This is a genomic window from Pseudonocardia sp. D17 (assembly GCF_036984265.1).
GTDB lineage: Bacteria > Actinomycetota > Actinomycetes > Mycobacteriales > Pseudonocardiaceae > Pseudonocardia > Pseudonocardia benzenivorans.
In genome coordinates this window covers 85,120-111,014 of sequence record NZ_BPRG01000050.1, presented here as the reverse complement: position 1 = coordinate 111,014, position 25,895 = coordinate 85,120, and the positions used below count along the sequence as shown (strand labels likewise).

At 72.7% G+C, this 25,895-nt stretch carries 24 protein-coding genes, 1 tRNA gene and 2 pseudogenes; 23 read left to right on the top strand and 4 right to left on the bottom strand.

Annotated elements, in window-relative coordinates:
• Nucleotides 1–92 precede the first annotated feature (92 nt).
• Nucleotides 93–1,241 carry a CaiB/BaiF CoA transferase family protein gene (locus PSD17_RS10635; protein ID WP_339122539.1) on the bottom strand — a complete coding sequence of 383 codons (1,149 nt, stop codon included), beginning with the start codon at nucleotides 1,239–1,241 and terminating at the stop codon, nucleotides 93–95.
• A 63-nt stretch (nucleotides 1,242–1,304) separates the two neighbouring features.
• Between PSD17_RS10635 and PSD17_RS10630 the strand changes: the two genes are divergently transcribed.
• A complete protein-coding gene (locus tag PSD17_RS10630; RefSeq protein ID WP_339122538.1) occupies nucleotides 1,305–1,862 on the top strand; it encodes a pyridoxamine 5'-phosphate oxidase family protein in 558 nt (185 codons plus the stop codon).
• A 25-nt stretch (nucleotides 1,863–1,887) separates the two neighbouring features.
• Here the strand turns inward: PSD17_RS10630 and PSD17_RS10625 are convergent.
• Nucleotides 1,888–1,980 (bottom strand) — tRNA-Sec (locus PSD17_RS10625).
• Nucleotides 1,981–2,206: 226 nt separating this feature from the next.
• On the opposite strand from PSD17_RS10625, the gene PSD17_RS10620 reads away from it, so the two are divergent.
• Together PSD17_RS10620 and PSD17_RS10615 are read left to right on the top strand one after the other, a co-directional pair.
• The gene (locus PSD17_RS10620; RefSeq protein ID WP_339122537.1) at nucleotides 2,207–2,866 is read left to right on the top strand and encodes a L,D-transpeptidase; all 660 of its coding nucleotides are present in this window, start codon (nucleotides 2,207–2,209) and stop codon (nucleotides 2,864–2,866) included.
• A 139-nt stretch (nucleotides 2,867–3,005) separates the two neighbouring features.
• The gene (locus PSD17_RS10615) at nucleotides 3,006–3,308 is read left to right on the top strand and encodes a hypothetical protein (protein WP_103379826.1); all 303 of its coding nucleotides are present in this window, start codon (nucleotides 3,006–3,008) and stop codon (nucleotides 3,306–3,308) included.
• Between the two features lie 59 nt (nucleotides 3,309–3,367).
• Here PSD17_RS10615 and PSD17_RS10610 read toward each other — a convergent pair.
• Nucleotides 3,368–4,981: pseudogene (locus PSD17_RS10610) on the bottom strand (FAD-dependent monooxygenase); the annotation flags it as partial.
• Between the two features lie 613 nt (nucleotides 4,982–5,594).
• On the opposite strand from PSD17_RS10610, the gene PSD17_RS10605 reads away from it, so the two are divergent.
• The 6 genes from PSD17_RS10605 to PSD17_RS10580 all read left to right on the top strand — a co-directional run bounded on the left by PSD17_RS10605 (nucleotide 5,595) and on the right by PSD17_RS10580 (nucleotide 11,650).
• Nucleotides 5,595–7,253, top strand: a complete 1,659-nt coding sequence (locus PSD17_RS10605; protein ID WP_339122536.1) for a sigma-54-dependent Fis family transcriptional regulator — start codon at nucleotides 5,595–5,597, stop codon at nucleotides 7,251–7,253.
• Between the two features lie 144 nt (nucleotides 7,254–7,397).
• The gene (locus tag PSD17_RS10600; protein WP_339122535.1) at nucleotides 7,398–8,006 is read left to right on the top strand and encodes a gluconate 2-dehydrogenase subunit 3 family protein; all 609 of its coding nucleotides are present in this window, start codon (nucleotides 7,398–7,400) and stop codon (nucleotides 8,004–8,006) included.
• A 111-nt stretch (nucleotides 8,007–8,117) separates the two neighbouring features.
• Nucleotides 8,118–9,710 carry a GMC family oxidoreductase gene (locus PSD17_RS10595; protein ID WP_339122534.1) on the top strand — a complete coding sequence of 531 codons (1,593 nt, stop codon included), beginning with the start codon at nucleotides 8,118–8,120 and terminating at the stop codon, nucleotides 9,708–9,710.
• A 37-nt stretch (nucleotides 9,711–9,747) separates the two neighbouring features.
• On the top strand, nucleotides 9,748–10,167 hold the full coding sequence (locus tag PSD17_RS10590; protein ID WP_339122533.1) for a GlcG/HbpS family heme-binding protein: 420 nt from the start codon (nucleotides 9,748–9,750) through the stop codon (nucleotides 10,165–10,167).
• Nucleotides 10,164–10,925 (top strand): SDR family NAD(P)-dependent oxidoreductase, encoded by a 762-nt coding sequence (locus tag PSD17_RS10585; RefSeq protein ID WP_339122532.1) that lies wholly within the window; start codon nucleotides 10,164–10,166, stop codon nucleotides 10,923–10,925. The genes PSD17_RS10590 and PSD17_RS10585 overlap by 4 nt, the downstream gene beginning before the upstream one ends.
• Nucleotides 10,922–11,650, top strand: a complete 729-nt coding sequence (locus tag PSD17_RS10580; RefSeq protein WP_339122531.1) for a haloacid dehalogenase type II — start codon at nucleotides 10,922–10,924, stop codon at nucleotides 11,648–11,650. The genes PSD17_RS10585 and PSD17_RS10580 overlap by 4 nt, the downstream gene beginning before the upstream one ends.
• A gap of 187 nt (nucleotides 11,651–11,837) precedes the next feature.
• Here the strand turns inward: PSD17_RS10580 and PSD17_RS10575 are convergent, their stop codons facing one another.
• Nucleotides 11,838–12,797, bottom strand: coding sequence for an MBL fold metallo-hydrolase (locus tag PSD17_RS10575; RefSeq protein WP_339122530.1), 960 nt, complete (start codon nucleotides 12,795–12,797; stop codon nucleotides 11,838–11,840).
• A gap of 213 nt (nucleotides 12,798–13,010) precedes the next feature.
• Between PSD17_RS10575 and PSD17_RS10570 the strand changes: the two genes are divergently transcribed.
• The 14 genes and pseudogenes from PSD17_RS10570 to PSD17_RS10505 all read left to right on the top strand — a co-directional run bounded on the left by PSD17_RS10570 (nucleotide 13,011) and on the right by PSD17_RS10505 (nucleotide 25,840).
• Nucleotides 13,011–14,009, top strand: coding sequence for an LLM class flavin-dependent oxidoreductase (locus PSD17_RS10570; RefSeq protein WP_339122529.1), 999 nt, complete (start codon nucleotides 13,011–13,013; stop codon nucleotides 14,007–14,009).
• 93 nt (nucleotides 14,010–14,102) lie between these two features.
• Nucleotides 14,103–15,746 (top strand): long-chain-fatty-acid--CoA ligase, encoded by a 1,644-nt coding sequence (locus PSD17_RS10565; protein WP_339122528.1) that lies wholly within the window; start codon nucleotides 14,103–14,105, stop codon nucleotides 15,744–15,746.
• 108 nt (nucleotides 15,747–15,854) lie between these two features.
• Complete coding sequence (locus tag PSD17_RS10560) at nucleotides 15,855–17,234, top strand: MFS transporter (protein WP_339122527.1); 1,380 nt, start codon at nucleotides 15,855–15,857, stop codon at nucleotides 17,232–17,234.
• A 69-nt stretch (nucleotides 17,235–17,303) separates the two neighbouring features.
• Nucleotides 17,304–17,783: a winged helix-turn-helix transcriptional regulator gene (locus PSD17_RS10555; RefSeq protein ID WP_013676301.1), complete on the top strand. Its 480-nt coding sequence runs from the start codon at nucleotides 17,304–17,306 to the stop codon at nucleotides 17,781–17,783.
• Between the two features lie 169 nt (nucleotides 17,784–17,952).
• Entirely contained in the window at nucleotides 17,953–18,459 is a 507-nt protein-coding gene (locus PSD17_RS10550) for an SRPBCC family protein (protein ID WP_339122526.1), read from the top strand.
• Nucleotides 18,459–19,502: an LLM class flavin-dependent oxidoreductase gene (locus tag PSD17_RS10545; RefSeq protein WP_013676303.1), complete on the top strand. Its 1,044-nt coding sequence runs from the start codon at nucleotides 18,459–18,461 to the stop codon at nucleotides 19,500–19,502. Before PSD17_RS10550 ends, PSD17_RS10545 begins: the two co-directional genes overlap by 1 nt.
• Before the next feature lie 130 nt (nucleotides 19,503–19,632).
• Nucleotides 19,633–19,779 (top strand): hypothetical protein, encoded by a 147-nt coding sequence (locus PSD17_RS10540; RefSeq protein WP_199796688.1) that lies wholly within the window; start codon nucleotides 19,633–19,635, stop codon nucleotides 19,777–19,779.
• Nucleotides 19,780–19,984: 205 nt separating this feature from the next.
• A complete protein-coding gene (locus PSD17_RS10535) occupies nucleotides 19,985–20,440 on the top strand; it encodes a hypothetical protein (protein ID WP_199796689.1) in 456 nt (151 codons plus the stop codon).
• A 45-nt stretch (nucleotides 20,441–20,485) separates the two neighbouring features.
• Nucleotides 20,486–20,965 carry a DUF421 domain-containing protein gene (locus PSD17_RS10530; RefSeq protein ID WP_339122525.1) on the top strand — a complete coding sequence of 160 codons (480 nt, stop codon included), beginning with the start codon at nucleotides 20,486–20,488 and terminating at the stop codon, nucleotides 20,963–20,965.
• A gap of 60 nt (nucleotides 20,966–21,025) precedes the next feature.
• Nucleotides 21,026–23,479 (top strand): molybdopterin oxidoreductase family protein, encoded by a 2,454-nt coding sequence (locus PSD17_RS10525; RefSeq protein ID WP_339122524.1) that lies wholly within the window; start codon nucleotides 21,026–21,028, stop codon nucleotides 23,477–23,479.
• Nucleotides 23,476–23,958: a hypothetical protein gene (locus PSD17_RS10520; protein ID WP_013676307.1), complete on the top strand. Its 483-nt coding sequence runs from the start codon at nucleotides 23,476–23,478 to the stop codon at nucleotides 23,956–23,958. The genes PSD17_RS10525 and PSD17_RS10520 overlap by 4 nt, the downstream gene beginning before the upstream one ends.
• Nucleotides 23,959–24,034: 76 nt before the next feature.
• Nucleotides 24,035–24,886, top strand: coding sequence for a PGAP1 family protein (locus PSD17_RS10515; RefSeq protein ID WP_013676308.1), 852 nt, complete (start codon nucleotides 24,035–24,037; stop codon nucleotides 24,884–24,886).
• A 103-nt stretch (nucleotides 24,887–24,989) separates the two neighbouring features.
• Nucleotides 24,990–25,388, top strand: a pseudogene (locus PSD17_RS35345) (SDR family NAD(P)-dependent oxidoreductase); the annotation flags it as partial.
• Between the two features lie 194 nt (nucleotides 25,389–25,582).
• Entirely contained in the window at nucleotides 25,583–25,840 is a 258-nt protein-coding gene (locus PSD17_RS10505; protein ID WP_339122522.1) for a hypothetical protein, read from the top strand.
• Nucleotides 25,841–25,895 lie beyond the last annotated feature (55 nt).

The following is a 25,895-nucleotide window of genomic DNA, read 5'->3' as shown; positions in this document are numbered from 1 at the left end:
AGTCGCCCGTCGGTCCCCGGTCGGCCCCGGAGCCGGCTTCCCGTCCACCCCGGTTCGTGAGCGGCGGTGGTCGCCATGGCGACCATCGCCGCTCACGGGGGATCCGCGGCCGCGAACTCCGCCCGGATCGCGTCGGTGTGCTCGCCGAGCGCGGGCACCCGCGCGTCGGGCAGCGTCCATCCCGTACCGAGCGCGGGCGGGACGAGCGCGGGCAGCGGCCCGACCGGCGAGCCCACCTCCCGCCACCGGCCGCGCGCCGACAGCTGCGGGTGGGCGGCGAGGTCGTGCACGTCGTTGAGCCGGGCGTTGCCGATGCCGGCCTCGTCGGCGCGGGCGCGCACGTCGTCGAGGTCGTGACGGGCGCACCACTCGCCCACGATCGCGTCGAGCTCGCCGCGGCGCCCGACCCGGTCCGAGTTGCGGGCGTAGCGCGGGTCGGCCGCGAGGTCGGGACGGCCGAGCAGGTCCTCGGTGAGCCGTCGCCACTCCCGGTCGTTGGTCACCCCGAGCACGACGGTCTGCCCGTCACGGGTCGGGTAGGCGCCGTAGGGGGCGACCGTCGGTGAGCCGAGGCCGACCGGGACGAGCTCGCCGCCGTGCACGACCGTGTTGAGGGCGAAGCCCATCATCTCGGCGAGGACGTCGAGCATCGCGACGCGCACGACGGTGCCGCGCCCGGTGTGCTCGCGGTCGTAGAGCGCCGCCAGCACCGCCGAGTAGGCGTAGAGCGCCGTGCCGATGTCGGCGACGGGTACCCCCGGCTTGACGGGTGCACCCGGCGTGCCGGTGATCGCGCACGAGCCGCCCTCGGACTGGATCAGCAGGTCGTAGGCCCGCTTGTGGTCGAGCGGACCGCCCGTGCCGTACCCGGAGATGTCGACGACGACCAGCCGCGGGTGCCGCCGCGCCAGGTCGTCGGGAGCGAGCCCGTGGCGGCCGAGCGCGCCCGGCGCCAGGTTGCTGACCAGCACGTCGGCCCGGTCGAGGAGGCGGGCGAACACGGCCCGGTCGGCCTCCTCGCGCAGGTCGAGCTCGGCGGACTCCTTCCCGTGGTTGAGCCAGACGAAGTGCGCCGCGAGCCCGCGGACGACGCCGTCGTAGTGCCGGCTCGCGTCGCCGACGCCGGGGTTCTCGACCTTGATCACGCGCGCACCGAGGTCGGCCAGGTGCCGCGTGCACAGCGGGGCCGCGATGGCCTGCTCCAGCGCGACGACCGTGACCCCGTCCAGCGGACCCGTCATGTCCGACCTCCTCGTCCCGGTGATCACTCGTACCATCCGCGGCGGCGGCGCGCCGAACGGCCGATGAGCGCCGCGGTCGGCGACGGTCCCACCACCATGGACGCCACCAACCTCGCCACGCTCTACGACCTGCCCACCCTCGACTGGGGCACGATCACCGCCGGGCTCGACGCCGGCTTCCCGCAGGCACCCGGCTCGGGCGGGCCGAACCGGCACTCCAGCTGGCTCACGACCCTCGACGCGGACGGCGGCCCGCACGTGACCGGCATCGGCGCGCTGTGGGTGGACGGCACCTTCTGGTTCGAGACCGGTGAGCGGACGCGCAAGGGCCGCAACCTCGCCCGCGACCCGCGATGCGCGCTGAGCCTGGCCACCGAGAAGTTCGACCTCGTCGTCCGCGGCACCGCGGAGCAGGTCACCGACCCCGCGACGGTGGCGCGGACGGCCGCGCACTGGGCCGAGGACTGGCCGTGCCGGGTCGACGACTCCGGCACCGCGCTGACGGCGGACTTCAGCGCCCCGTCCGCCGGGCGGCCGCCGTGGCACGTCTACCGGATCGTCGCCGAGTCGGCGACGGCGCTGAGCATCGCGCCCGGCGGGGCGACGACGTGGCGGTTCTGACCGCTCGGACACGCGCGGCCGGGAGCGGAGGCGGACGGGAATCGAACCCGCCTGACCGAGATACTCGGCCACGTCGGTGTTGAAGACCGCGGGGGCCACCAGGCACCCAGACGCCTCCCTACCGGCACGGTCACCCTACACAGCGGCGTGCCCCGGGCACGCGCCGTGGCGGACGGCCACGGACCGCGCGCCCGGGGCGGCGGGAAACCGGATGAATCCGGACGCCGAGGGACATACCCCCTTGCGGACCGCACATGCTCGGCCACCCGGCGCAACCTGACCGGGTGATGGCCGTCCTCCCTACAGCGGCCAGGTGACAGGGCCGGCACTAGAGGAGGACATCGGTGCGCAAACGGCATCTGTACGGCGGACTGGGACTCGGCGTGGTGACGGCCGTGACGAGCGTGCTGCTCGCCGCCCCCGCGTCCGCCACCCCGAACACGGCACCGGACCCGACCACCGGCGAGTCCGCCGCCGCCGCGGCGGCGCGGGCGCAGCCGCTCGTCCCGGGCACCCCGTGCTCGGTGACGGCGAAGGCCTGCGTCGACCTCGACTCCCAGCGCGCCTGGCTGATCCAGGACGGCAAGGTCACGCGCGGGCCGGTGAACATCGCCTCGGGCGGCAAGACCGAGCCGACGCCGGTCGGGCACGACCTGCACGTCTACCTGAAGGACATCGACCACGTCAGCGGCGAGTCGTTCACCAACGGCGTGCCGGACCCGATGCCGTACTCGGTGTTCTTCGAGGACGGCGGCATCGCGTTCCACGAGGGCGACCCGGAGAACGCGTCCGGCGGCTGCATCCACCTCGCCGCCGACGACGCGAAGGCCTGGTACGCCTACCTCCAGGTCGGCGACGAGGTGCAGGTCGTCAAGGCGTCCGACGAGATGAAGGCCCGTGGTCTGACCTACGACGGCCCGATGTACGGGGCGGGCGGCGTCCGGGCGTGGGAGGCCGCGCACGGCGGCGACGACAGCGGCAACGACGGCGGCGACGACAGCTGAACCGGCCCGCGCGGCGGAGACCGCGCCGGCCTGCCCGTGAGCGACCCGGGCAGGCCGCCGCGGCCCCGGTCGCGCCGGTGGGTGCGGCAGCCGGGTGACGTCACTCGAACATCTGTTCGAAGACCCGTATCGTCGGGACGTGCCCATCCACGACGACCACTGGCCCGGCACCGCACCGGGCAGGCGGCACGAGGCGGCCCGGGCCGAGGAGCGGCGCGTCGCGCAGGCCTCGATCACCCTGCGCCGCATCGCCGGCCGGGTGCGCTACGACGACGGCGGGATGGCCCGGCTGCTGGCGGCCGCCGCGGCGCTCGGGGAGGCGTCGTCGCGGCACCTGCGTTCGGTGCCGCCGGACATCGCGACGTGTGCGCGGCGGCTCGCGGACGCCGTCGAGGACGTCGCCGGGACCACCGCACCGCCCGACGAGCCCCTCCCGCCCTGAGATCCCGCTGCGCCGAGGTCGTCCGCGGCGCGGCGGCCGCGGGCGTGACAGCCGCTCCGTCAGCGGCGCAGCGCGTCGTCCCGATCGGCCGGCGCCGGGTGACCCACGGCGCGGTGCAGCGCGGCCGCGATCTCCGGCGCGACCGGGTCGACCAGGACCCCGGCGACGTGGGCGTCGGGCCGGACGATCCAGACCTCGTCGGGCCGGGCCGCGAGGGCCGTGGTGAGCGCGCCCTCGGCGTCGATGTCGGCCAGCGCGAGGCTGCGGACCGGGCCCGGTATCCCGGCGGCGCCGTCGCGGACGGCGGCGGGCCCGACCTGATGGCCGCTGAGCAGCAGGAACCCGTCGCGGGCCAGCAGCCGCAGCCGGCGGCGACCGTCGGGGGCCACGACCGGCGCGTCGGGCACCAGCACCCCCGGACCGGCGGCCGGGGCCTGCCCCCGGGGCGGGCGCCCGGCGAACGGCCGGTGCGCGGCCGGGGTCGTCAACGCCGAGTCGACGTACCAGAACGGTTCGGCGAGCCGGCCCGAGTCCACGAAGGCACGGCTCGCCGGGTCGTCGGCGGCCGCCGCGAGCGTGTCCGCACGGTGCCGGGCCTGCGCGTCGTCGCGGGGGACGAGGAAGTTCATCGTCGCCGTCGTGACCGCGAGGTTCTCCAGGGCGGCGGCGTGCCGCTCGGCGTGGTAGCTGTCCAGCAGCGCGTCGGGAGCCCAGCCGTGCCGGACGTACGCGATCTTCCACGCCGCGTTCTCGGCGTCGGCGACCCCGGAGTTGAGACCCCGCGCCCCGAAGGGGGACATCAGGTGCGCGGCGTCGCCCGCGACGAGGACGCGCCCCACCCGCATCCGGTCGACGACGCGGGAGTGGAACCGGTACACCGACGACCACAGCAGCTCGTAGGGGCGATCACCGATCACCGCCCGGATGCGGTCGTCCAGGGCGCCCGACACCGCCTCGTCGTCGAGGTCGTAGTCGGCGGGGACCTGCCAGTCGATGCGGAACCGCGAGTCGGGGCACGGGTGGATCAGCACCTGCCGGCCCGGGTTCCACACCGGGTCGAAGTAGAACCGCCGCTCGTGCACCCGGTCCGGCAGGTCCGTCCGGATGTCGCAGATCAGGAAGCGGTCGTCGAACGAGTGCCCGTCGAACGACACCCCCAGCGGCGCGCGCAGCTCGTCGCAGCGCGGCCCGGCGCAGACGACGACGTGGGAACCGCGGAGCCGGTGCCCGTCACCGAGCACGACCGTCACACCGTCGCCGTCCTGGTGGAGGTGGGTCGCGTGCCGGTCCCAGCGCAGGTCGACCAGCGGCTGGGCGGCGACGAGCTCGTCGAGGATCTCCTCGGTGCGGCTCTGCGAGATGTTGACGAACGGCGGGAACGCCGGGACCCCGTGGTCGGCGAGCTCGACGCTGAACAGCTCGCGGTCGCCGTGGAAGGTCCGGGCCGTGGTCCAGGTGACGCCCTCGTCGGCGATCCGGTGGCCCGCCCCGACGGCCTCCCAGATGTCGAGGACGTCGCGCTGCTGGCAGATCGCCCTGGACCCGACGGCGTCGCGCCGGGGACGGCGGTCCAGCAGGATCGTCGACACGCCCCAGCGGGCGAGCAACAAGGCGGTCGTCTGGCCGACCGGCCCGGCGCCCAGCACCAGGACGGGTGCGGAGGAGGACATCGTCGTCGTCTCCCGTCGTCGGGGGCAGGGCCAGGATCCGACGGGGGTTCGTCGTCGACCTGGCCTTCCATCTTCCGCCTCGTGGCAATCTCGTCCGGCACTCTCGTCCGGCAGTCCCCTCGGCGATTTGAGCCCTCGACCGGTTGAACACCACGTTCCGTGGTCCGCCCGGACGGCGGTCCCGGTCTGCCTCGGCGGGCTCCTCGTCAGCTCGTAGACCGGATCGTCGGGGACCTATCCCTATGGGTGGCTCCGACGAGGAGCCGGTCGACGGTCCGCGCCGACCTGCCAGGACGCCCGGCCGCGGGCTCGCGGACCGCGCATCGCGGGCACTCCCGGACCGTCGCGGACCTGCCAGAGCGGCCCGCCGGTGGCAGGTGCCCCTTCGGCCGGTCGTTCGGCCACCGGCCGGGTCGGACGGTGACGGAAGTAGAACCTTCCCGCCGCTGCCGGGAGGCCCTCGTTGACGATGCTGTGTGGCTTTGCCTACATTTTTCTCGCCGTGCCGTCGGCGCCCGTCCTCGCCGAGCCGGAGGGCGACGAACGTGATTGCTGACGGTGAGGTTGGTGATCCAGGTGGCGAGACCTGCGCTGTGGTACGTCGCGGTACGAGGCCATGTCGCCGTATGAGGTGACCGAGTCGGCGCTACGGCCGGAGATCGCCCAGTCGTGGCGACGGTCGCGGGCGTGCGGGCTGCGTCCCGACGCGCCGCTGGACCACGTCACCCCGGTCGAGTTCGACGACGACAGCAAGCTCCTGCGCGCCGCACGCCCGGTTCTGGCCGGCCTGACGGCTGATCTGGAGGGCACCCGGTTCGCCCTGATGCTGGCCGACCGCGACGCCTGCATCGTCGAGCGTCGGTTCAGCGACTCCTTCGTGGAAGCCGATCTCGACGGCATCGGCGCCGTGCTGGGCAACCGCTTCACCGAGGAGACCACTGGCACCAACTCCATCGCGACGGTGCTCGAGGTTCGGCACGGCATCGCGATCAGCGGCGCTGAGCACTTCATGGAGCCGATGAAGCGTTTCAGCTGCTACGGGCAGCCCATCCTGCATCCGGTCACGAGGCGCATCGAGGCCGTCCTGCAGATCACGGGGCCGGCGGTCGAGGAGAACGCGCTGTGGGCACCCATCGTCAACCGCGCTGCGGGCGACATCGCGCGGCGTCTGCTGGCCGGCGCACGCGCCGACCAGCAGCGGATGCTCGCGGCGTTCCAGGAGGCGACCCAGCGTCCGGACAGCGTCGTGGTGCTGCTGGACGAGGACATCATGATGGCCAGCCCGGCCGCACAGCGCGCACTGGAGTCGACCGATCACCTCCAGCTGCGCGACCTCGCCCGTGAGGCCGTCGTCGAGCCACACGTACGCGCGGCCAGGCTCACCGACGGGACCGACGTACGGATACGTTTCCGCAGGCTGGCCGACGCGCCGAGCGGGGTGCTGTTCGAGATCGCCGCCGACGGCCGGCGGCGGCCGGTGCCGCGGCGGCGCGCCCCGAGCCGGCCGAAGGATCCGCTGGCCGTCCTGGACGCCCACCGGGCCCGCCGGACGAACGTGCTCGTCACAGGCGAGCCGGGGAGCGGCCGATCTGCGGCAGTCGCCAGGCTGGCGGGTTGCGACCCGGTCTGCAGTCACGACGCGGCGGACGTCGCGTTGATGGGCGAGGCGCGCTGGGACGAGGCGCTGACCGATGTGGTCCGCGAGCACACCAGCCTGCTGGCCGTGGAGAACATCCATCTGCTGCCACCGACGACGGCAGCCCGGACCGCAAGGGCGCTGCGGGACGCGTCGGTGTGGTTCGCGTTCACCAGCGGCCCACTTGCGGACCTCGGCGCCGAGCAGGTCGGTCTGGCCGCTCTCTGCGGGGCGCGTGTGGAGATCCAGCCGTTGCGGTTCCGCAAGGACGAGCTGCCCGACCTCGTCGGGGCGCTGTTCGCCGAGCTGGCGCCCGGTCTTCCCGTGCGACTGACCCGGGGTGCGTGGGACGCGCTGCGCAACCATCCGTGGCCGGGGAACCTGCACGAGCTGCGCCAGGTTCTCGCTCACGTGGCCGAGCAGATCACCGGCGAGGTGGTGACCGCTGAGGACCTCCCGCTCCGGCTGAGGGAACATCGACCGGGCCGTCGGCTGACCATGCTGGAGCAGGCCGAGCGCGACGCGATCGTGCGGGCGCTGCAGCAGCACGGAGGAAATAAGGTGCACGCGGCGGAGGCACTCGGCATCTCCCGCACCACGCTCTACAAGCGGATTCGCCTCCTCGATATCGAGTCCTGAGCGGGCTCGTCGCGGGGCTGTCCACAACGTGCACAGTTGCGTGCCCCCCATTTCGGACATCATGAACCGGCACGCGGTGGGGCACGGCATTCGTGCCGGCCGCCGCGAGTCCGCCTTTTGACGACCTCGCAAGGAGGCCCGGTCGTGAATGCGCCCCTCAACACCCCGGAACTCGGATTGACCGGCTCCCCCGACGACGTCCGTGACGCGTTGCGCGCGGCCGCCGCCGAGCCGGGCGGGAACCGGATACCCGTGATGTTCTCCGATCACCAGAGAACGGTTCTACGGGCGATCGTCGACGAGCTCGTCCCGCCCGGCGAAGGGTTTCCGGCCCCGAGCGAGGTCGGCGTCGTGGAGGACTTCATCCCGCGCTACGTCGCTCCGACCGGCTCTCGCACCGCGCCTTTCCCCGGAGCGGTCGAGGACAGGTTCACAGCGGCACTCGACGCCGTCGAGCCGGAAATCCTCGCCGAGGACCGCGAGCAGCGGGTCGCCGTGCTGCGCAGGCTGGAGAACGACGACCCGGAGTTCTTCGGCCAGTTGCGCGCACTCACCTATGCCGGCTACTACTCCCGGCCCGCGGTCGTGCTGGTGATGCGGACGCACCTCCGTGCCGCACGGGACTACAACGGCCCGCCGCTGCCCTACGGCTACGACCGGCTGACCACGGACTGGGACGGCTTCACCCCACCCTCCGACGGCCGATTCATCGCGACCGAGGACGTCGCGCGGTCACTCGCGGACGCGCGGTAACGACTCTCAGATCAGCCCTTCCCACCACGTTTCGAGGAGACAGTTGTGCCGAGCTCGTTGGAGAGGACGACGGACGTCCTGGTGATCGGCTCCGGTATGGGTGGCGCGGCGATGAGCAAGCGTCTCAGCGACGCAGGAATCCGCGTCGTCTGCCTGGAGCAGGGTGACTGGGTGCACCCGACACAGTTTCCCCACTTCCACGACGAGTGGGAGATCGAGAAGTACCGGGGCTGGGCGTTCGATCCCAATATGCGCCAGGCCCCCGAGGACTATCCCATCACCGGGGTCACCAGCCCCCGCTTGATGAACGTCGTCGGCGGCAGCACGGTCCACTACGCCGGACACTGGTTCAGGTACAAGCCGGTCGATTTCCGGAAGGGAACCGAGCACGGTCTCGCCGGCACCATCGACTGGCCGATCAGCTACGAGGACCTTGCGCCCTTCTACGACATCAACGATGCGGAGGTCGGTGTCTCGGGTCTCGCGGGCGACCCGGCCAACCCTCCGCGTCCGATGCGCCACGGACCCCCGATCAAGCCGGGCAACGGGGGTCGGCGGATGGCCGAGGCATGGAACAAGCTGGGCTGGAGCTGGTGGCCGACCGACAACGCGATCCTGACCCGCGGGCACAACGGACGCCAACCGTGCAACTCGTGCGGGAACTGCCTGAGCGGCTGCCCGCGCGGCTCCCTCGGATCGGCCGACGTGGCCTACTGGCCGCAGGCCATCCGCAACGGCGTGGACCTGCGGACCTATGCGCGCGTCGAGTCCATCCTGGTCGAGGGCGGCCGAGCCACCGGCGCCGTCTACATCGACCGCCTCACCGGGGCCCGCCACGAGGTGCGGGCCGACGTCGTCGTCCTCGCCGCCAACGGGGTCGGCACGCCGCGGCTGCTGCTCATGTCGGCCCAGAAGGGTCATCCGGACGGGCTGGCCAACGGCAACGGGCTCGTCGGCACGCACCTGATGCACCATTGCTGGTCGTTCGCCGACATGTGGTTCGAGGACCCCATCGAAGGCTACAAGGGCGCCATCGGCTGCTCGGTCCACTCCCAGCAGCACTACGACACCGATCCGAGCCACGGCTTCGTCAACGGGATGACGATGCTCACGCTGGGCAGCTTCGGCGCGGCCTACAGCGCGATGGGCACGCACACCGCGCCGCCGGAGCCGTGGGGCGCGGAGCACCGGGCGGCGTTCAACCGCCACTTCGGGCACCACGTCGTGTCCTTCATGCAGGGCGACGACCTCCCCGTGATCACGAACCGGGTCACCCTCGACGCCGACGCGAAGGACTCCAGCGGGCTGCCCGCTGCCCACATCGACTACGCGTTGTCCGACAACGACATCGCCCTCGCCGAGTTCGGAACCGAGCGACTGCGCGAGGCCGCCGAGGCCGCCGGTGCGGTGGAGACCCACATGACCGGACCGATGCACCCGCCGCCGGCCTGGCACCTCATGGGGACCTGCCGGATGGGCAACAGCCCCGCGGACTCGGTCACCAACGCGGTCAACCAGACATGGGAGGTCCCCAACCTGTTCATCACCGACGGCAGTTCGCTGACCACCGGAGCTGCGGTCAACCCGACCAGCACGATCGGCGCCGTCGCGGTGCGCTGCGCCGAGTACATCAAGGCCAACCACCAGACCCTGCTCAGCCAGAAGCGAACGCCGTCCAATGCCGAGGCCCTGGCCCTCTGGTAGCCGCGACCGGCCGGACCCGATCGAACGAAGGACAACGATGAGCACCATCCTCACCTACGAAGCGGCGAGCCGCGTCGTCGCCGCCGCGCTGGCTCGGGCGAGCGAGACGGGGTCCCCGTCATGCGTCTCCGTCGTGGATGCCGGGCGGAACCTGCTCGCGTTCGCCCGTCAGGACAGCGCGATCCTGGCCGCGGTGGAGGTGTCGCAGGCGAAGGCCTACACCGCCGCGTCGCTGGCGATGTCGACCGCCGACCTGGCACCCGCGGTGCAGCCCGGCGGCCCGTTCTACGGGCTGACGGGCAGCCACGGCCAGCCCTACATCCCCTTCGGCGGCGGCGCGCTCCTGCGCGTCGACGGTTCCGTCGTCGGCGCGGTCGGCGTCGGCGGGGGGAGCCCCGACCAGGACGCCGACGTCGCGATGGCCGGCGCGGCCGCACTCGCCGTGGGCGTGGCATGACGACGCTCGCCGGGAAGCGGGCGATCGTGACGGGCGCGGCGTCGGGGATCGGCCGGGCCACGGCCCAGAGGTTCGTCGAGCAGGGGGCGTCGGTCGTGCTGGCGGACGTCGCCGAGACCGCGCTGAAGCAGACCGTCGACCTCCTCGGAGCGACGGGGGCGCCGGCGCACGCCGTGCCGACCGACGTCTCCGACGCGGCGGCGGTCCGAGACCTCGCCGAGGCGGCCGCACGGCTCCTGGGCGGCATCGACGTCGTGGTGAACGTCGCGGGTCTACAGCGGTCCGGTTCGGTGACGGACACGAACATCGACAGCTGGGAGCAGCACGTCGCGGTGAACGCGAGGTCGTGCTTCCTCACCGCGAAGTACACGGTTCCGCACCTACGACGGAGCAACGGGGCGTCGTTCGTCACCGTCGCCTCGATCGCCGCCCTGAAGGGGATCGCCGGCCTGACGGCCTACTCGGCGTCCAAGGGAGCGGTCGTGGCGTTCACACGCACCCTCGCGATCGAGCTGGCCCCCGATCGGATCCGCGCGAACTGCCTGTGCCCCGGCTGGGTGGACACGCCGTTCAACGACCCGGTCGTCGCCTACATGGGCGGCAAGGAGGAACACGAGAAGATGGTCGCGACGACCGTTCCGCTCGGCCGGCAGGGCCAGCCGCCTGAGATGGCCGACGCGATCGTCTTCCTCGCCTCCGACGCCTCGCGGTACCTGACCGGGCAGGCGATCGTCGTCGACGGGGGGATCACGAGTTGACCCGATCGGGACAGCGGCCGGACGTGCAGCCGCCGGACATGTCGGCGACGGAGCGGGACACCCTCCTGTTCGACCTCTACGGGACGCTGGTCGACCCGCTGGCGATCGCGACGGCGCTGACGCGCTACCTGCCCGACGAAGCGGCACAGCGGGTCGCGGCGGTGTGGCGACAGAAGCAGCTCGAGTACTCCTTCCGTCTGACGATGATGGAGCGGTACCGCAGCTTCGCGTGGGTCACAGCCCGCTCGCTGGACTACGCGTTGCTCGCCGACGGCCACGAGCTGCCGGCGGACGCGCGAGCCTCGCTGCTCGACCAGTACGACGCGCCGGAGCCGTTCCCGGACGTCGAGCCTGCCCTGTGCACGCTCACCGAGGCGGGGCACAGCCTGTACGTGCTGTCCAACGGCAGTCCCGAGATGCTGCAACGCTGCCTGATGAACAGCGGGCTGGCCGACCACTTCGTCGCATGGCTGAGCGTCGACGCCGTCGGGGCGTTCAAGCCGTCGCCGCAGGTCTACCAGCACGCCGGCACCATGCTCGGGTGCACGGTCGGTCAGCTCTGGCTGGTCTCGTGCAATCCGTTCGACGTCATCGGCGCCAAGTCGGCCGGGATGCGCACCGCCTGGTTGAACAGGTCGGGCGGCCCGTTCGACACGATCGGCGACCAACCGGATGTGATCGTCTCCAGCCTCGACGAGCTGGCGACCCGGCTCGCCCGACCATGACGAGGGCCGTCCGGGCGGGCCACCGATCCCCGCCCGGATGGCCCCGTACGAGCGCGTCAACCTGATCCGAGCCGCCCATCCGACCCTCGGGCGGCTCTTCTGGTATCCCAGGGTGTCTGACGGATCACCCGCCGCGGTCTCGGCGCCCGGATCACCGAGCCCGTCGGCGGCGATCCGTCGGACACCCCTAGCCCTGCAGCTGCGCCCAGACGTCCTGGTCGCGCTCGCTCGTCCAGATGATCGGCCGCTCCACCCCGGAGAGCTCGTCCCAGAGACGCGAGACGTCGAACGGCAGGCAGTGCTCGAAGATCGGCCACCGCCCGTAGTCGTCGACGAGCGCGGCGTGGGTGGTCTCGAACGCCTCCTTCAGCGTGCCGCCACGCTGCTGAACGGCACCCACCCGGTCGATCATGACCTGCAGGAACCGCCGGGTCTGCGCGATCGCGGCGGAGACCTCGGCCGGTCCGCGCGACACCCCGCCGCGGCCGCCGACGAGCTGATCGGCCCCGAGGGCCTCGATGCGGTCGAGCGTGGTGGTCGCCCAGTCGCGGTGGGAGGCGTCGCCGGTGTAGAGGGCGGCCTGGGCCTCGACGAGGTCGCCCGCGAACAGGATCCGGTGCCGGGGCAGCCACGCGGTGATGTCGCCCTCGGTGTGCCCGCGGCCGTGGTACTGCAGCACCAGCTCGCCGCGGTCGCCGCCGAGATCGATGGTCATCCGGTCGGCGAAGGTCAGCGTCGGCCAGGTCAGTCCGGGGACCGAGTCGGCACCCTCGGCGAGCCGCGGCATCCGCGCGAACTCGGACTCCCAGTCCTGCGCGCCGCGCTCGGCCACCAGCGCACGGGTGATCTCGTGAGCGACGATCGCCTCCGCGTCGAACGCGCTCGCCCCGAGCACGCGGACGGCGTGGTAGTGGCTCAGCACCAGGTACCGGACCGGCTTGTCGGTGTGCTCGCGCAGGATCGCGAGCCATCTCGCGGCGACGACGGGCGTCGCCAGCGCCTCGAAGCAGACGAGGAAGTCCTCGCCCTCGATCGCGCCGATGTTGGGGTCACCCTCGGCGGTGAGCGCGTAGACGCCGTCGGCGAGCAGTTCGAGCGTCTGCTCCTTGGCCTCGACGTCGGCTGAGGAGGCGAACGGCTTGGCCATGGCCGGGTCCTTTCTCCGACGGTTCCCGGTACCCACCGCCACGGTAGAGCCCCACCCCTCGACACGCACAGTGTCGGGAAACCGGCCCACAACGGGCGAACCGCACCCTTGCCCCGCTCCGGCGACCGCTGCTAGCGTTCTATGACGCTACTCACTGCCGAGCGCCGGCCACCCGGCACGACGGCGAACACGCCGCACCGAGAGGGAACGCGCATGCTGCTCGGAACGTCGCTCCGGTTCATCTTCGCCTCGTCGGAGGACTCGTTGCGCCGCTACCACGAGACCGTCGTCGCGAAGGGCGAGTTCAGCGACATCCCGCTCGGGGTGACCGACGCGCGCGTCCAGGCCCGGCAGCTGCTGGAGATCGCGCGGACCGCCGCGGAGCACCACTTCGGGTTCCTGATGGTCGGCGACAGCCACGCCTCGTCCTACGCGAACGCGTTCGCCCCGACGCCCACCCTCGCCCGGATGCTGGCCGTCACCGGAGACATGCCGGTCGGGCTGCTCTACCTCGCGCCGTTCCACCACCCCGTGATCGCCGCCGAACAGGTCGGGACCCTGGCGGCGTTCGCGCCCGAGCCGCTGACCCTGGTCGTCGGCAACGGCGACGTCAGCGAGCAGTTCACGGGATTCCGGATCGCCAAGGGTTCCCGAGGGCGGCGCAGCGAGGAGTTCATCACCGTCGTCCGCGCGCTGCTGGCGGGCGAGACGGTGACGCACGAGGGCGAGTTCTTCCAGCTCGACGGCGTGCGCATCAACCCGGTCCCCGCCGTCCCCGCGCAGATCTGGGTGGCGGCGACGGCAGGTGGCGCGGTCGACCGCGCGGGGCGGCTGGGCGACGCCTGGGAGACCGCACCCGGCACCGCCCCCGAGGAGCTGCGCGTGCTGCTCGACCGGTACCGCGCCGTCTGCGCCGAGCACGGGCGGGTCCCCGACGCCGTGCTCCGCCGCGACATCTACGTCGCCGAGACCGACGAGCAGGCATGGGAGGCCGTGGAACCGATGATCGCGGCGGGGTACCGCGGGTTCGGCCACGAGCGCGACACCTCGCTCGTCGGGTCGGCCGGAACCGTGGTCAAACGGCTCGCCGGCTACCGCGACATGGGATTCGAGAAGGTCCTGGTGCGCCACATCGTCGGCGACCACCAGCAGATCCTCGACTCGCTGCGGCGCATCGGCGACGACGTCATCCCGGCGGTCGCGGACCTCTGACGACGACCGCGGCGACACCGCCACCGCGTAGCGTCATCGAACTGGTTGTGCACGCATCACGGACTGGAGTTGGTCAGACCCATGAGCGAGCTCATGAGCACGATGCAGGACGTCCCGCTGACCGTGGGAGCGATGGTGCGGCACGCGCAGCACGTGCACCCCGACACCCGGGTGCTGTCGTGCGCCGACGGCGCCGTCGCGCACGAGGCCGACCTCGCCACCGTCCTCGCCCGGGCGGGACGGCTCGCCGCGGCCCTGCACGCGCTCGGCGTCCGCGCGGGCGACCGCGTCGGCTCCCTGTGCCACAACCATCAGGCGCACCTCGAGACGTTCTACGGGGTTCCGGCGATGGGCGCGGTGCTGCACCTGGTCAACTCACGGCTCTCCGACGACCAGCTCGTGTACGTCATCGACGACGCCCGTGACGGCGTGCTCATCGTCGACGACGACCTCCTGCCGCGCGTCGAGCCGCTGCTGGAGCGGACGCCGAGCGTGCACACGGTGGTCGTCGTGGGGACGGCCCCTGAGCCGTACCTCGGCTACGAGGCACTGGTCGGGTCCGCCGACCCGACGGACGGCTGGCCGTCGGATCCGGACGAGCGCGCCGCCGCCGCGATCTGCTACACGACCGGGACGACCGGGCTCCCCAAGGGCGTCGCCTACAGCCACCGGTCGATCTGGCTGCAGGCGCTGACCATCGCGTCGGGCTCGGCGATGGCACTGTCTGATCGCGACCGCATCCTCCAGGTCACCCCGATGTTCCACGTCAACGGATGGGGGCTGCCGCACGCGTCGCTGCTGACCGGCGCCGGGCTGGTCCTTCCCGGGCGCGACGTCGGGCCGCGGGCGATCGCCTCGATCGTCGCCGCGACCCGCCCGACCGTCGCCGTCTCGATCCCCCTGATCTGGGCCCAGGTGAAGACCTACGCGCAGAACAACCCGGTCGACCTCGGGTCGCTGCGGTCGATCATCTGTGCGGGGTCGTCGGTGCCGGACTCGCTGATCGACCACTACGCCCGGACCCACGGGGCGAACCTCGTGCAGGGCTGGGGCATGACCGAGGTCGGTCCGTGGGGCGGCCTGGCGCTGCCGGCCGCCGCGGACGCCGACGACGAGGACACGCCGTGGCGGCAGTGGTCGGGCCGGCTGCTCCCCGGGCTGGAGATGCGCGCCGTCGACGAGTACGGCGAGCCGCTCCCGCGCGACGGCGAGGCCGTCGGCGAGCTCGAGCTGCGCGGGCCCTGGGTCACCGGGTCCTACCTCGGCGGGACCGGCGCCGACCGGTTCACCGCCGACGGCTGGCTGCGCACGGGCGACATGGGCGTCATCGACCGCCGGGGCTACTTCAAGATCACCGACCGCGCCAAGGACGTCATCAAGTCCGGTGGCGAGTGGATCTCCTCGGTCGCGCTGCAGGACCAGCTCGACGCCCACCCGGACGTCGTCGAGTCCGCGGTCATCGGCGTGCCCGACCCGCGCTGGGACGAACGTCCGCTCGCCGTCGTGGTCCTGCGCGCCGGGGCCGACGTCACCGCCGACGACCTGCGCGACCACCTCGCCGTGCACGTCCCCCGGTGGTGGCTGCCGGAGCGCTGGGCCCTCACCTCCGAGCTGCCGCGCACCAGCGTCGGGAAGCTCGACAAGAAGCGGCTGCGGGCCGTCGCCGCCGAGGGCGGCCTCACCGTCCGGACGCTCGCACACCCCTCCCCCGTGGGTGCCGACGCCGGAACGCGCTGACCACGCCCGCCGCGCACGACTACACCTGCGGCGCCACGCGCACGACCACATCTGCGGCGCCACGCGCACGACGAGAAAGTGCTCTGCCACGACCAACGGAGGCCTGACATGAGCTCTACCCCACCTCGCCGGGACCCGAGCGGGTCGGCGGTGTCCCCCCGCGAGCTGCGCCGCGTCCGCATCGCGACGCTGCTCGGGCAGTCGACCGAGTGGTACGACTTCTTCCTCTACACGACGGCCGCGGCGCTGGTCTTCCCGAAGGTCTTCTTCTCCCCGTCGTTCAGCCCGCTGGTGGCCACGCTGTCCTCCTTCGCGACGATCGCCGTCGGGTTCGTCGCGCGTCCGGTCGGCGGCGCGCTGTTCGGGCACCTCGGCGACCGGCACGGACGGCGCCGCGCCCTGGTCGTCGCCCTCGCCCTGATGGCCGCCGCGACCTTCGCCATCGGCGTCCTGCCGGGCTTCGCGACGATCGGGCTCGCCGCACCGCTGCTGCTGTCGCTGCTGCGCATCGCCCAGGGCCTCGCACTGGGTGGCCAGTGGGGCGGCGCGGTGCTGCTCGCCACCGAGTACGCCCCGCCGGGCAGACGCGGGGCCTACGGCGCCTGGGCCCAGATCGGGCTCCCGCTGGGGCTCATCCTGTCCAGCGGTGCGTTCTTCCTCGTCGCGGGGACGACCAGCGCCGAGGCGTTCCTCAACTGGGGCTGGCGGATTCCGTTCCTCGTCGGCGGGGTGGTCGTGCTGGTCGCGCTGCTGGTCCAGCTGCGCATCGAGGACACACCGGCCTTCCGCGACAACGCCGCGACCGGCCGACCCCGGCGCTCGCCGGTGCTGCAGGTGATCAAGGACCACCCGGCCCGGATCCTCGTCACGATCGGGACGTTCCTGGTGGTCGGCGGCTCGTTCTACGTATACACGACCGGGACGCTCGCGTACGCGACGCAGACGCTGAAGCTGACCCGCAACACGATGCTGGTCGCGATCATGGTCGGGGCGGCGTTCATGGCGGTGTCGATCATCGTGTTCTCGCGCCTCAGCGACCGGATCGGGCGCCGCCCCGTCTTCCTCATCGGCGTCGTCGCGACCGTGGTCTGGGCTTTCCCGTACTTCATGCTGGTGGACACCGGCAACCCGGTCGTCGTCGGCGCGGGTATCGCCGTCGCGATGTTCGTCAACGGCATCATGTACGGCCCGACGGCGGCGCTGTTCTCCGAACTGTTCCCGGTGGCGGTGCGCTACAGCGGCGCGTCGCTGGGCTACCAGCTGTCCAACGTCGTCGGCGGCGGGTTCGCGCCGCTGGTCATGACGTCGCTGCTCGCGTCGACAAAAACATCGGCGTCGGTGTCGGTGTACATCGTCGTGATGGGCCTGATCACGCTCGGTGCGCTGGCGGCGCTGCGCACGTCGTGGACGAGTTCCGGTGCCACCGAGGGCGCCACGGCCGACCCCGGGCTGGGCGAGCGCGCCGCGACCGCCCCGGGAACGGCGTGACCGGCCGGCCGCGCCCGTCGCAACGGGTGGGTTGCGTCACGCTATGAGAACTCGGGCTATAGTCGTACCATGCGCAGGAAGAGCTTCGCAGACTTCGACTGCTCCATCGCCCAGACGCTCGAAGTCGTGGGCGAGTGGTGGACGTTGCTCATCGTCCGCGATCTGTTCGGATTCAAGGGCCGGAACCGTTTCGAACAGATGCAGGAGGAGCTCGGGATCTCCCGGAACATCCTCAAGGAGCGCCTCGACGGCCTGATCGAGCACGGGGTCGTGGAGAAGCGGCCCTACCAGGACAACCCGCCGCGCTACGAGTACCACCTCACGCAGAAGGGCAAGGACCTGTTCCCGGTCATCATGGCGCTGCTCAACTGGGGCGACAAGTGGGCCACCGGGCCGGAGGGGCCACCCGTCCTGCTGCACCACACGACGTGCGACCACGACGCACGCGCGGTGCAGGTCTGCTCGCACTGCGGTGAGCCGTTCACCGGCCGCACCGTCGAGGGCCGGGACGCGCCGCGCGTGCAGCCGCGGGGGCGGTTGTTCGCCTGACGATTTCGCCTGCGCGAAATCGTTCCGGGTCGGCCCGCCGCGCACCGCGGCGGGCCGACCTCTTTTCTGTGGGTCGCCTTCCCGTTCTTGTGGGCAATTCGCTGCCGTTGTACGTTCTATGAAAGAACTTACTAGAGCCCGTCCGCGAAGAACCGAAGGAGCGGCACCGATGTTGTACGCCGATCTGCCCGTCGCCCGGGCGAGCGTCGAGATCAACGCCTCACCCGCCGACGTGTGGGCCCTCGTCAGCGACGTCCAGCTCATGGTGAAGCTCAGCGCGGAGCTGCTCGAGATCACCTGGCTCGACGGCGTCGACGCGCCCGCCGTCGGGCACCGGTTCCGCGCCCGCAGCTTCCACGCCGCGCTCGGCGAGTGGGAGTCGACGTCCACGGTCGTCGAGTGGGAGCCGGAGAAGGCGTTCACGTGGGACGTCGACGCCGGACAGGACGAGCGGCCGTCGTCGACCTGGGGTTTCGTCCTCGACCGCGCGGGCCCGACGACGACGCTGCAGCAGTGGGGCCGGATGGGTCCGGGCCGCTCCGGGCTCAGCTTCGCCATCGACCGCCTGCCCCACAAAGAGGCGAAGATCGTGGCCAACCGGATGCAGGAGTTCCGCAGCGGCATCGAGTCGAACCTCGAGGCGATCAAGGCACTCGCCGAGAAGGCGGCGGCCTGATGCGGACGTCGACGACCATCGAGGCCCTCGTCGGATCGTGGCAGGACAACCTCACCCTCGCGGTCGAGGCCGAGAAGCTCGGCATGGACATGTGCTGGATCTCCGAGGCCTGGGGTTCCGACGCCCCCTCCCCCCTCGGCTACCTGGCGGGCAGGACCGACCGGATGCTGCTCGGCAGCGGCACGCTGCAGCTCGGCACCCGCACACCCACCGCGATCGCGACGACCGCGATGACGCTCTCGGAGCTGTCCGGCGGCCGGTTCGTGCTGGGTCTCGGGAACTCCGGCCCGCAGGTCATCGAGGGGATGCACGGCGTCGCGTTCGACCGCCCGCTGCGGCGCATGCGCGAGACCGTGGACGTCGTCCGGCAGGTCTTCGCCGGCGACAAGATCGAGTACCACGGGTCGGCGGTGTCGATCCCGTTGCCGGGCGGCGACGGGGTACCGATGCGGTCCTCGCTGCCGGCGAACCCGGGGATCCCGATCTACGTCGCGGCCCTGATGCCGAAGATGCTCGAGCTCGTCGGCGAGATCGCCGACGGCTGGCTGGGCAGCAGCTTCGTCCCCGAGGGTGCCGACGCCTACCTGGAACCCTTGCGTGCGGGCGCCGACCGGGCCGGCCGCAGGCTCGCCGACCTCGACCTCTGCCAGGGCGCCGAGGTGAACTTCGTCGACGACGAACGAGAGCTCGCGGCAGTCGCGGCGACGCGCAAGAAGGACCTCGCGTTCAGCCTCGGCGGCATGGGCTCGGCCACCACGAACTTCTACAACAGCGCCTACAGCCGCCAGGGCTGGGCCGACGTCGCGGCCGAGGTCCGCGCCCTGTGGCAGGCGGGCCGGCACACCGAGGCCACCGCGCTCGTCTCCGACGACATGATCTTCGCGACGACGCTGATCGGCACCGAGGACATGATCCGCGACCGGCTGGCGCTGTGGCGCGACCGCGGCGTGACGACCGTCCGGTTCTACCCGGCCGGCGAGACCGTCGACGCGAAGCTGACGAACCTCGCCAGGGCCATCGAGCTCGCGCACGAGATCGGCTGACGCCAGTCACGACCGCGGGGCGCCGTCCGCGCCGGTCGGACGAGCGTCGCGTGCACCGTCGGGACCCCACCGGCACCGCCCGTCCGGGAGTACCGGCGGCCGGTCCGGTCACGCGCGCGCGCTCGCCGACGTGATCGCTTCCCCCGCCTCGGCCCGCCGCCTGCCACGTGACGGGCGCGTCGTGGGTCGTCGGTCGTGGGTCGTCGACGGCGGGATGCTGCAGATGGGGCCCATGGCCGGTTCGCACCTGCGCGACGACGGCCGGCGCGACGGCTGAGCGGCGCTGCCCCGGGTCCGGGCGGGATGTTTGCCCGCCGTGCCGGTGGGTAGCGATCGACCGTCGCCGCCGACGGCGGCCCGGTGGGAGGAGGAGCCGTGGGGGTGCCGGCGCCGTGACCGTCTCCCGCGCGGGCCGAAGGTCGGCCTCCGGCAGCGGATCGACTCTCTCCGACGTCCGCGACGCCGCCGGCCCGCGGAGCGCAGTGGCCCGGACGGCGGTCGTCGCGATCCTGCTGGTGATCGTGCTGGCCGGACTGGCGGGGCTGCTGGGGGTGCGCAGCACGACGCGCACGGCGTCGAGCGGACCCTGGACGGTCTCGGTGACCTACGCCTGGGTCGCCCGGGCGGGACTCGACGTGCCCTGGACGGTCACCGTGCGCCGGGCGGGCGGCTTCCCCGGCCCGGTGACCCTGGCCGTGACGAGCGACTACTTCGACATCTTCGAGAGCCAGGGCCTCGATCCCGAGCCCGCCACCGAGACCGCCGACGACACGAACCTCTACTGGACGTTCGACCCGCCGCCCGGCGAGACGTTGAGCGTCGACTTCGACGCCTACATCCAGCCGTCGAGCCAGCTCGGCGAGTCCGGCGAGGTGTCCGTCGTCGACGCGGGGGCGCCTGCGGCGACGGTGTCGTTCTCGACCTTCCTGCTGCCCTGAGCCCGCGATGCGGACCGAACACACCGCCGAAGGACCGGTGACCTGATGGAGATCGTCGTAAGGGCCGCGATCATCTTCGGCTTCCTCTGGCTGGTCACCCGGGTCGCCGGGCGCTCCACCCTCGGGGAACTCAGCACGTTCCAGCTGCTGCTGTACGTCACCATGGGCGACCTCGTCCAACAGGCCATCACGCAGCAGGACTACTCCGTCACGTCCGGCATCCTGGCGGTGAGCACGTTCGCGCTGCTGACGATCGGCGTCTCGTGGGTCAACACCCGCTGGCGGCAGGCGCGTCCGCTGACCCACGGCGTGCCGGTCGTGATCGTGCACGACGGCGATCCGCTGCTCGACGTGATGGCGCGGGAGCGCCTGCCCGCCAACGACCTCATGGCCGCCGCCAGGGAGAAGGGCATCCAGCACTTCGCCGAGATCGACCTCGCCGTGCTCGAGGCCGACGGCAAGATCTCCTTCTTCACGTCCACGGCCGGGAGCAGCGGGTCCGCGGAGCGCCCGTCCGTCGGGTGACCGGCGTGTCCCTGCGCCCGGTGAACGCGTGAACACCGTCGTTCGGGGAAGTCCCCCGGCATGTCCGAGCCGTCGCCCCGACCGTCGTCCCCGCCGTCGTCCCCGTCGTCGACACCGCGCGATCGGGACGCGATCGCCGACCCGTGGGGTGCGCGGTGCCCCTACGCCGCGGGCGAGACGTGGCCCGCCCGGGTCGACGTCCACCTCGCCGACGGCGTCCGGGAGGAGGACGTCGAGCGGTGGGTGCCGACGGCGTCGCTGTTGCACTCCAACGGCGACGCGATGGACATCGCCGTGTGCGACGGGCGTGTCGTCGGCGTGCGCGGCCGCGCCGACGACCGGGTCAACCGCGGGCGGCTCGGCCCGAAAGACCTCTACGCCTGGCAGGCCAACGCCTCGGCCGACCGGCTCACCCGACCCCTCGTGCGCGACGGCGACCGGCTCGTCGAGACCGACTGGAACACCGCGATGGGTCGGGTCGTCGACCGGACGAGGACCCTGCTGCGCGAACAGGGCCCGAGCGCGATCGGCTTCTACACCTCCGGGCAGCTGTTCGCCGAGGAGTACTACTCCCTCGCCGCGATCGCGCACGGCGCGATCGGCACCAACCACGTCGACGGCAACACCCGGCTGTGCACCGCGACCGCGGCCGCGGCGCTGAAGGAGACCTTCGCGTGCGACGGCCAACCCGGCAGCTACGGCGACGTCGACCACGCCGACGTGATCGCCCTGTTCGGGCACAACGCCGCCGAGACCCAGCCCGTGCTGTGGATGCGCATCCTCGACCGGCTCGCCGGCCCCACTCCCCCGCGGCTGCTGTGCGTCGACCCGCGCCGCACCGCGGTCGCCCGCGCGGCCGTCGAGAGCGGTGGCGTGCACCTGGCCCCGCTGCCCGGGACGAACCTCGCGCTGATGAACGGACTGCTGCACCAGGTCATCGCCGACGACCGGATCGACCACGGGTACGTCGACGCCCATACCGTGGGTTTCGACGAGCTGGCCGCCGGCGTCGCCGAGTACCCGCCCGGCCGGGTCGCGGACATCTGCGGGCTGGACGCCGAGGAGATCCGCGCCGCGGCCCGGCTGCTGGGCTCGGCCGAACGGCTGTTGTCGACGGTGCTGCAGGGCTTCTACCAGTCCCACCAGGCGACGGCCGCCGCCGTACAGGTCAACAACCTCAACCTGGTGCGCGGCATGCTCGGCCGGCCCGGGTGCGGGATCCTGCAGATGAACGGCCAGCCCACCGCGGAGAACACCCGTGAGTGCGGCGCCGACGGCGACATGGCCGGGTTCCGCAACTGGAACAACGACGCCCACGTGGCCGAGCTCGCGCGGCACTGGAACCTCGATCCCCTGCAGATCCCGCACATGGCCCCGCCGACGCACGCGATGCAGATGTTCCGCTACGTCGAGCAGGGCACGATCCGCATGCTGTGGGTCAGCGCGACCAACCCGGCCGTCTCGATGCCCGACCTCGCCCGCATCCGGCGGATCCTCGGGCAGGAGCGGCTGTTCCTCGTCGTGCAGGACATCTTCCCGTCGGAGACGGCCCGGCTCGCCGACGTCGTGCTGCCGGCCGCCACCTGGGCGGAGAAGACCGGGTGCTTCACCAACGCCGACCGCACGGTGCACCTGTCGGACAAGGCCGTCGACCCGCCGGGCGATGCCCGCGCCGACCTCGACATCCTGCTCGACTTCGCACGTCGCATGGACTTCCGGGACGCGGACGGACGGCCGTTCCCCGCCTGGCACGACGCGGAGTCGGCGTTCGACGCGTGGGCCGCGTCGACGGCGGGACGCCCGTGCGACTACACCGGCCTCTCGCACGCGACGCTGCGCGCGCGTGCGTCGGGCGTGCAATGGCCGTGCAACGACGCGCACCCCGACGGCACCGAGCGCCTGTACGCCGACGGCCGGTTCTGGAGCGCGCCGGACGAGTGCGAGAGCTACGGGCGCGACCTCGTGACCGGCGCGCCGCTGGAGGAGACCGAGTACCGGGCGCTCAACCCCGATGCCAAGGCCGTGCTGAAGGCGGCCGAGTTCCTCCCGCCGCGCACGGCCCCCGACGACGAGTACCCGTTCGCGCTGGTCACCGGTCGTACGATCCACCACTTCCACACCCGCACCAAGACGGGCCGGACCCCCGAGCTGCGCGACGCGGCGCCCGAACCGTGGATCGAGTGCTCGGCCACGGACGCCCGCCGCTGCGGGCTCGGCGACGGCGACCTCGCCGACGTCCAGACCGCGCAGGGTGCGGTAAGGGCTCGCGTCCGGATCACCGAGACCCGCGACGGGGTGCTCTTCGTGCCGTTCCACTACGGCTACTGGGACACCCCCGCCGGTGACCGGCCCGGCGACGGCGAGCCGGGACGCGCGGCCAACGAGACGGTGCCGACCGACTGGGACCCCGTCTCGAAGCAACCACTGTTCAAGATCGCCGCCGCGGCGCTGCAGAGGGTTCCCGACCAGAGCGGGACCGCGGCGCCGACGGCCGGGAGCGAGGGAGTGCGATGAGCAAGATCGCCCTGGTGCTGCGCGAGCTCGGCCGGTCCCAGACCTCGTTGCTGCACGAGCTGCAGGCGCTGCCCGACCGCCATCCCGACGAGCACGAGATCGTCCACACCGCGCACGACCTCGCCGGCTGGGCCGCCGCCGACCTGCAGCGGCTGGGCGAGACCGCTGCCGACACCGGTGTGGCGCTGCGGTCGTGGCCGCGTCCCGCGCCCCTGCGCGGCGCCGTGGCCGCGCGCGCCGCACGGTCGGTGCGCCACCGTCCCGAGACGGGGCTGCTGCTGCTCGCCGACCTGCGTCGGCTGCACCGCAAGGCGGCCGGGGTCGCGCTCGACTGGACGCTGCTCGCCCAGGCCGCGCAGGCGATGCGGCGGGCCGCACTCGTCGAGCTCGCCGGCGCCTGCTCGCCCCACGCGCACCAGACCGCCACCTGGGCGCGATCGCAGCTCGTAGTGGTGTCGCCGCAGGTCATCGCGTCGTGACGGGGCTGTGGCGCCGATGACTGTTTGTCGCCCGACCGTCCGGGCACATGACTGCCGGAACCGACGGAGGCGACCAATGACCACGACGACCGCGGCACTCGGCACCCATCCCGTGACCGAGGGCCTCACGGCGCTCGCCACCGTCCTCGGCCGCATCGCGGGGGTGCGGACCCTGTGGCGGGGTACGGCCACGCCCGCCGACGACGTCGCCCGGCGCTGGCGGGGCCACGGCCCGGTGGTCGTCGTCGGCGGGGTGGGCACCGTCGCCGCCGGGCTGACGCCGCTCTGCGACTGGCTCGGCTCGCTCGGGTACGACGTCACACCCCACACCGCGGGCATCGGGACGGCCTGCGGCGCCCGCAGCACCGACGCGCTCCTCGACACGATCACGCGCGTCGACCGGGGTGCCGGCGTGCACCTGGTCGCGCACAGCCGGGGCGGCCTGTTCGCCCGCGCCGCCGTCGCCGCCGGGGCGCCCGCGCGGTCGCTGGTCACCCTGGGCACCCCGTTCGACCTGCGCCGTCTGGGGCTGGTCGGGCTGGTCCTCGGGACGTTCATGAGCACGGCCGGCACGCTCGGGGTGCCGGACGTCGCGCGGTTCGAGTGCCTGTACGGATCGTGCTGTGCCGAGTTCCGGCGGACGGTCCGCGCCGCGGTGCCGGTTCCGTTCACCTCGATCCACAGCCATGGCGACCGGGTGGTCCCGTGGCGCGCATCGGTCGACGCCGCCGCCCGGAACGTGACGGTGGAGGGCGGGCACCTGGACCTGCTCGACGGCCCAGGTCCCTTGGCCGCCGTCGCCGAGGCACTGGCCGGCGCGTCGCAACGACACCGCGGAGCCGGGCTCCGGCCGCAGGCACGCCACGAGACCAGGGTCCCGCGGCAGCGCGGGCCCGTCCCCGACCTCGCCGCGGCCGGTTCGGCCTGACGTCGGCCGGGCGGTCGAGCCGGGAGGGGCGACGGTGCTGCGCGTGACCGCCGTGCCCGGCCGCCACGGGCCCGGACCAGCGCAGCGGGCCCTGCCACCGGTCATGGGGGACCTCGTCGACCCGACGTGCCGTCGCGCACCTCGGCGGCACGCGGATCGCCGGCCTGCTGCTCACGATGGACGCACGCCAGGGGCCGATCTCGTCGAGGTGCTCCGCCCGCGAGTGACGGTGCCGGTCCACGTCCAGTTCGGCGCGTTCCTCGACGTGCCGCTCGCCGACGTCCGGCGCGTCCTCGACGTCGACCTCATGGGCTACGTCCACGGCTGCCGCGCGGTACTGCCGCACATGCTCGAGCGCGGCCACGGGGTGATCGTCAACGTGTCGTCGGTCCTCGGCGTCATCGCGCTCCCGTACGGCGCGGCCTACTCGATGGCGAAGTTCGGTGTGCGGGCGCTGGGCGTCTCGCTGCGCCAGGAGTTGCGGACCTCCGGCGCGTCGGGGGTCCGGGTCGCGACGGTGCTGCCCGCCGCGATCGACACCCCGATCTGGCGGGACGCGGGCAACTGCACCGGCACCCGGTTGCGGCTGTCCCCGCCGACCTACACCCCCGAGCGCGTCGCCCGGATCGTCGTCGACCAGCTGCGGGTGCCGCGGCGCGGGGTCGTCGCCGGCGGCTGCTCGCGCGACTGCTGCTGGTGCAGCACAAGGTGTGGCCCGAGAGCGCCGAGCGGCTGTTCGCCACGGAGGTCCGGCACTACGTGCAGAGCTCCGACGAGTCGGCCCCCGCGAGCGCTGGCGCGCTCTACGCACCTCCCGACCGGCCGCAGCAGGTGCACGGCGGCCGGGACGGGCACCGACGGGAACGGCGCCGGCGCGCGGCCGGGACGGCGGCCGCGCTGGCCGTCGGGCTCGCGGTCGCGGGCGGGGCGAGGGCCCGCCGTCGCCACGGCTGAGCGCGCGCCGGACGCGCGCCCTCGTGCTCGCGACCCGTACCCGGGTCGTGAGTGG

Coding starts and splice junctions, on each gene's coding strand:
- PSD17_RS10635 (WP_339122539.1), bottom strand. CDS start 1,241: ATGACGGGTCCGCTGGACGGGGTCACGGTCGTCGCGCTGGAGCAGGCC.
- PSD17_RS10630 (WP_339122538.1), top strand. CDS start 1,305: ATGAGCGCCGCGGTCGGCGACGGTCCCACCACCATGGACGCCACCAAC.
- PSD17_RS10605 (WP_339122536.1), top strand. CDS start 5,595: ATGTCGCCGTATGAGGTGACCGAGTCGGCGCTACGGCCGGAGATCGCC.
- PSD17_RS10595 (WP_339122534.1), top strand. CDS start 8,118: ATGAGCAAGCGTCTCAGCGACGCAGGAATCCGCGTCGTCTGCCTGGAG.
- PSD17_RS10590 (WP_339122533.1), top strand. CDS start 9,748: ATGAGCACCATCCTCACCTACGAAGCGGCGAGCCGCGTCGTCGCCGCC.
- PSD17_RS10585 (WP_339122532.1), top strand. CDS start 10,164: ATGACGACGCTCGCCGGGAAGCGGGCGATCGTGACGGGCGCGGCGTCG.
- PSD17_RS10575 (WP_339122530.1), bottom strand. CDS start 12,797: ATGGCCAAGCCGTTCGCCTCCTCAGCCGACGTCGAGGCCAAGGAGCAG.
- PSD17_RS10570 (WP_339122529.1), top strand. CDS start 13,011: ATGCTGCTCGGAACGTCGCTCCGGTTCATCTTCGCCTCGTCGGAGGAC.
- PSD17_RS10565 (WP_339122528.1), top strand. CDS start 14,103: ATGAGCACGATGCAGGACGTCCCGCTGACCGTGGGAGCGATGGTGCGG.
- PSD17_RS10560 (WP_339122527.1), top strand. CDS start 15,855: ATGAGCTCTACCCCACCTCGCCGGGACCCGAGCGGGTCGGCGGTGTCC.
- PSD17_RS10555 (WP_013676301.1), top strand. CDS start 17,304: ATGCGCAGGAAGAGCTTCGCAGACTTCGACTGCTCCATCGCCCAGACG.
- PSD17_RS10550 (WP_339122526.1), top strand. CDS start 17,953: ATGTTGTACGCCGATCTGCCCGTCGCCCGGGCGAGCGTCGAGATCAAC.
- PSD17_RS10545 (WP_013676303.1), top strand. CDS start 18,459: ATGCGGACGTCGACGACCATCGAGGCCCTCGTCGGATCGTGGCAGGAC.
- PSD17_RS10530 (WP_339122525.1), top strand. CDS start 20,486: ATGGAGATCGTCGTAAGGGCCGCGATCATCTTCGGCTTCCTCTGGCTG.
- PSD17_RS10525 (WP_339122524.1), top strand. CDS start 21,026: ATGTCCGAGCCGTCGCCCCGACCGTCGTCCCCGCCGTCGTCCCCGTCG.
- PSD17_RS10520 (WP_013676307.1), top strand. CDS start 23,476: ATGAGCAAGATCGCCCTGGTGCTGCGCGAGCTCGGCCGGTCCCAGACC.
- PSD17_RS10515 (WP_013676308.1), top strand. CDS start 24,035: ATGACCACGACGACCGCGGCACTCGGCACCCATCCCGTGACCGAGGGC.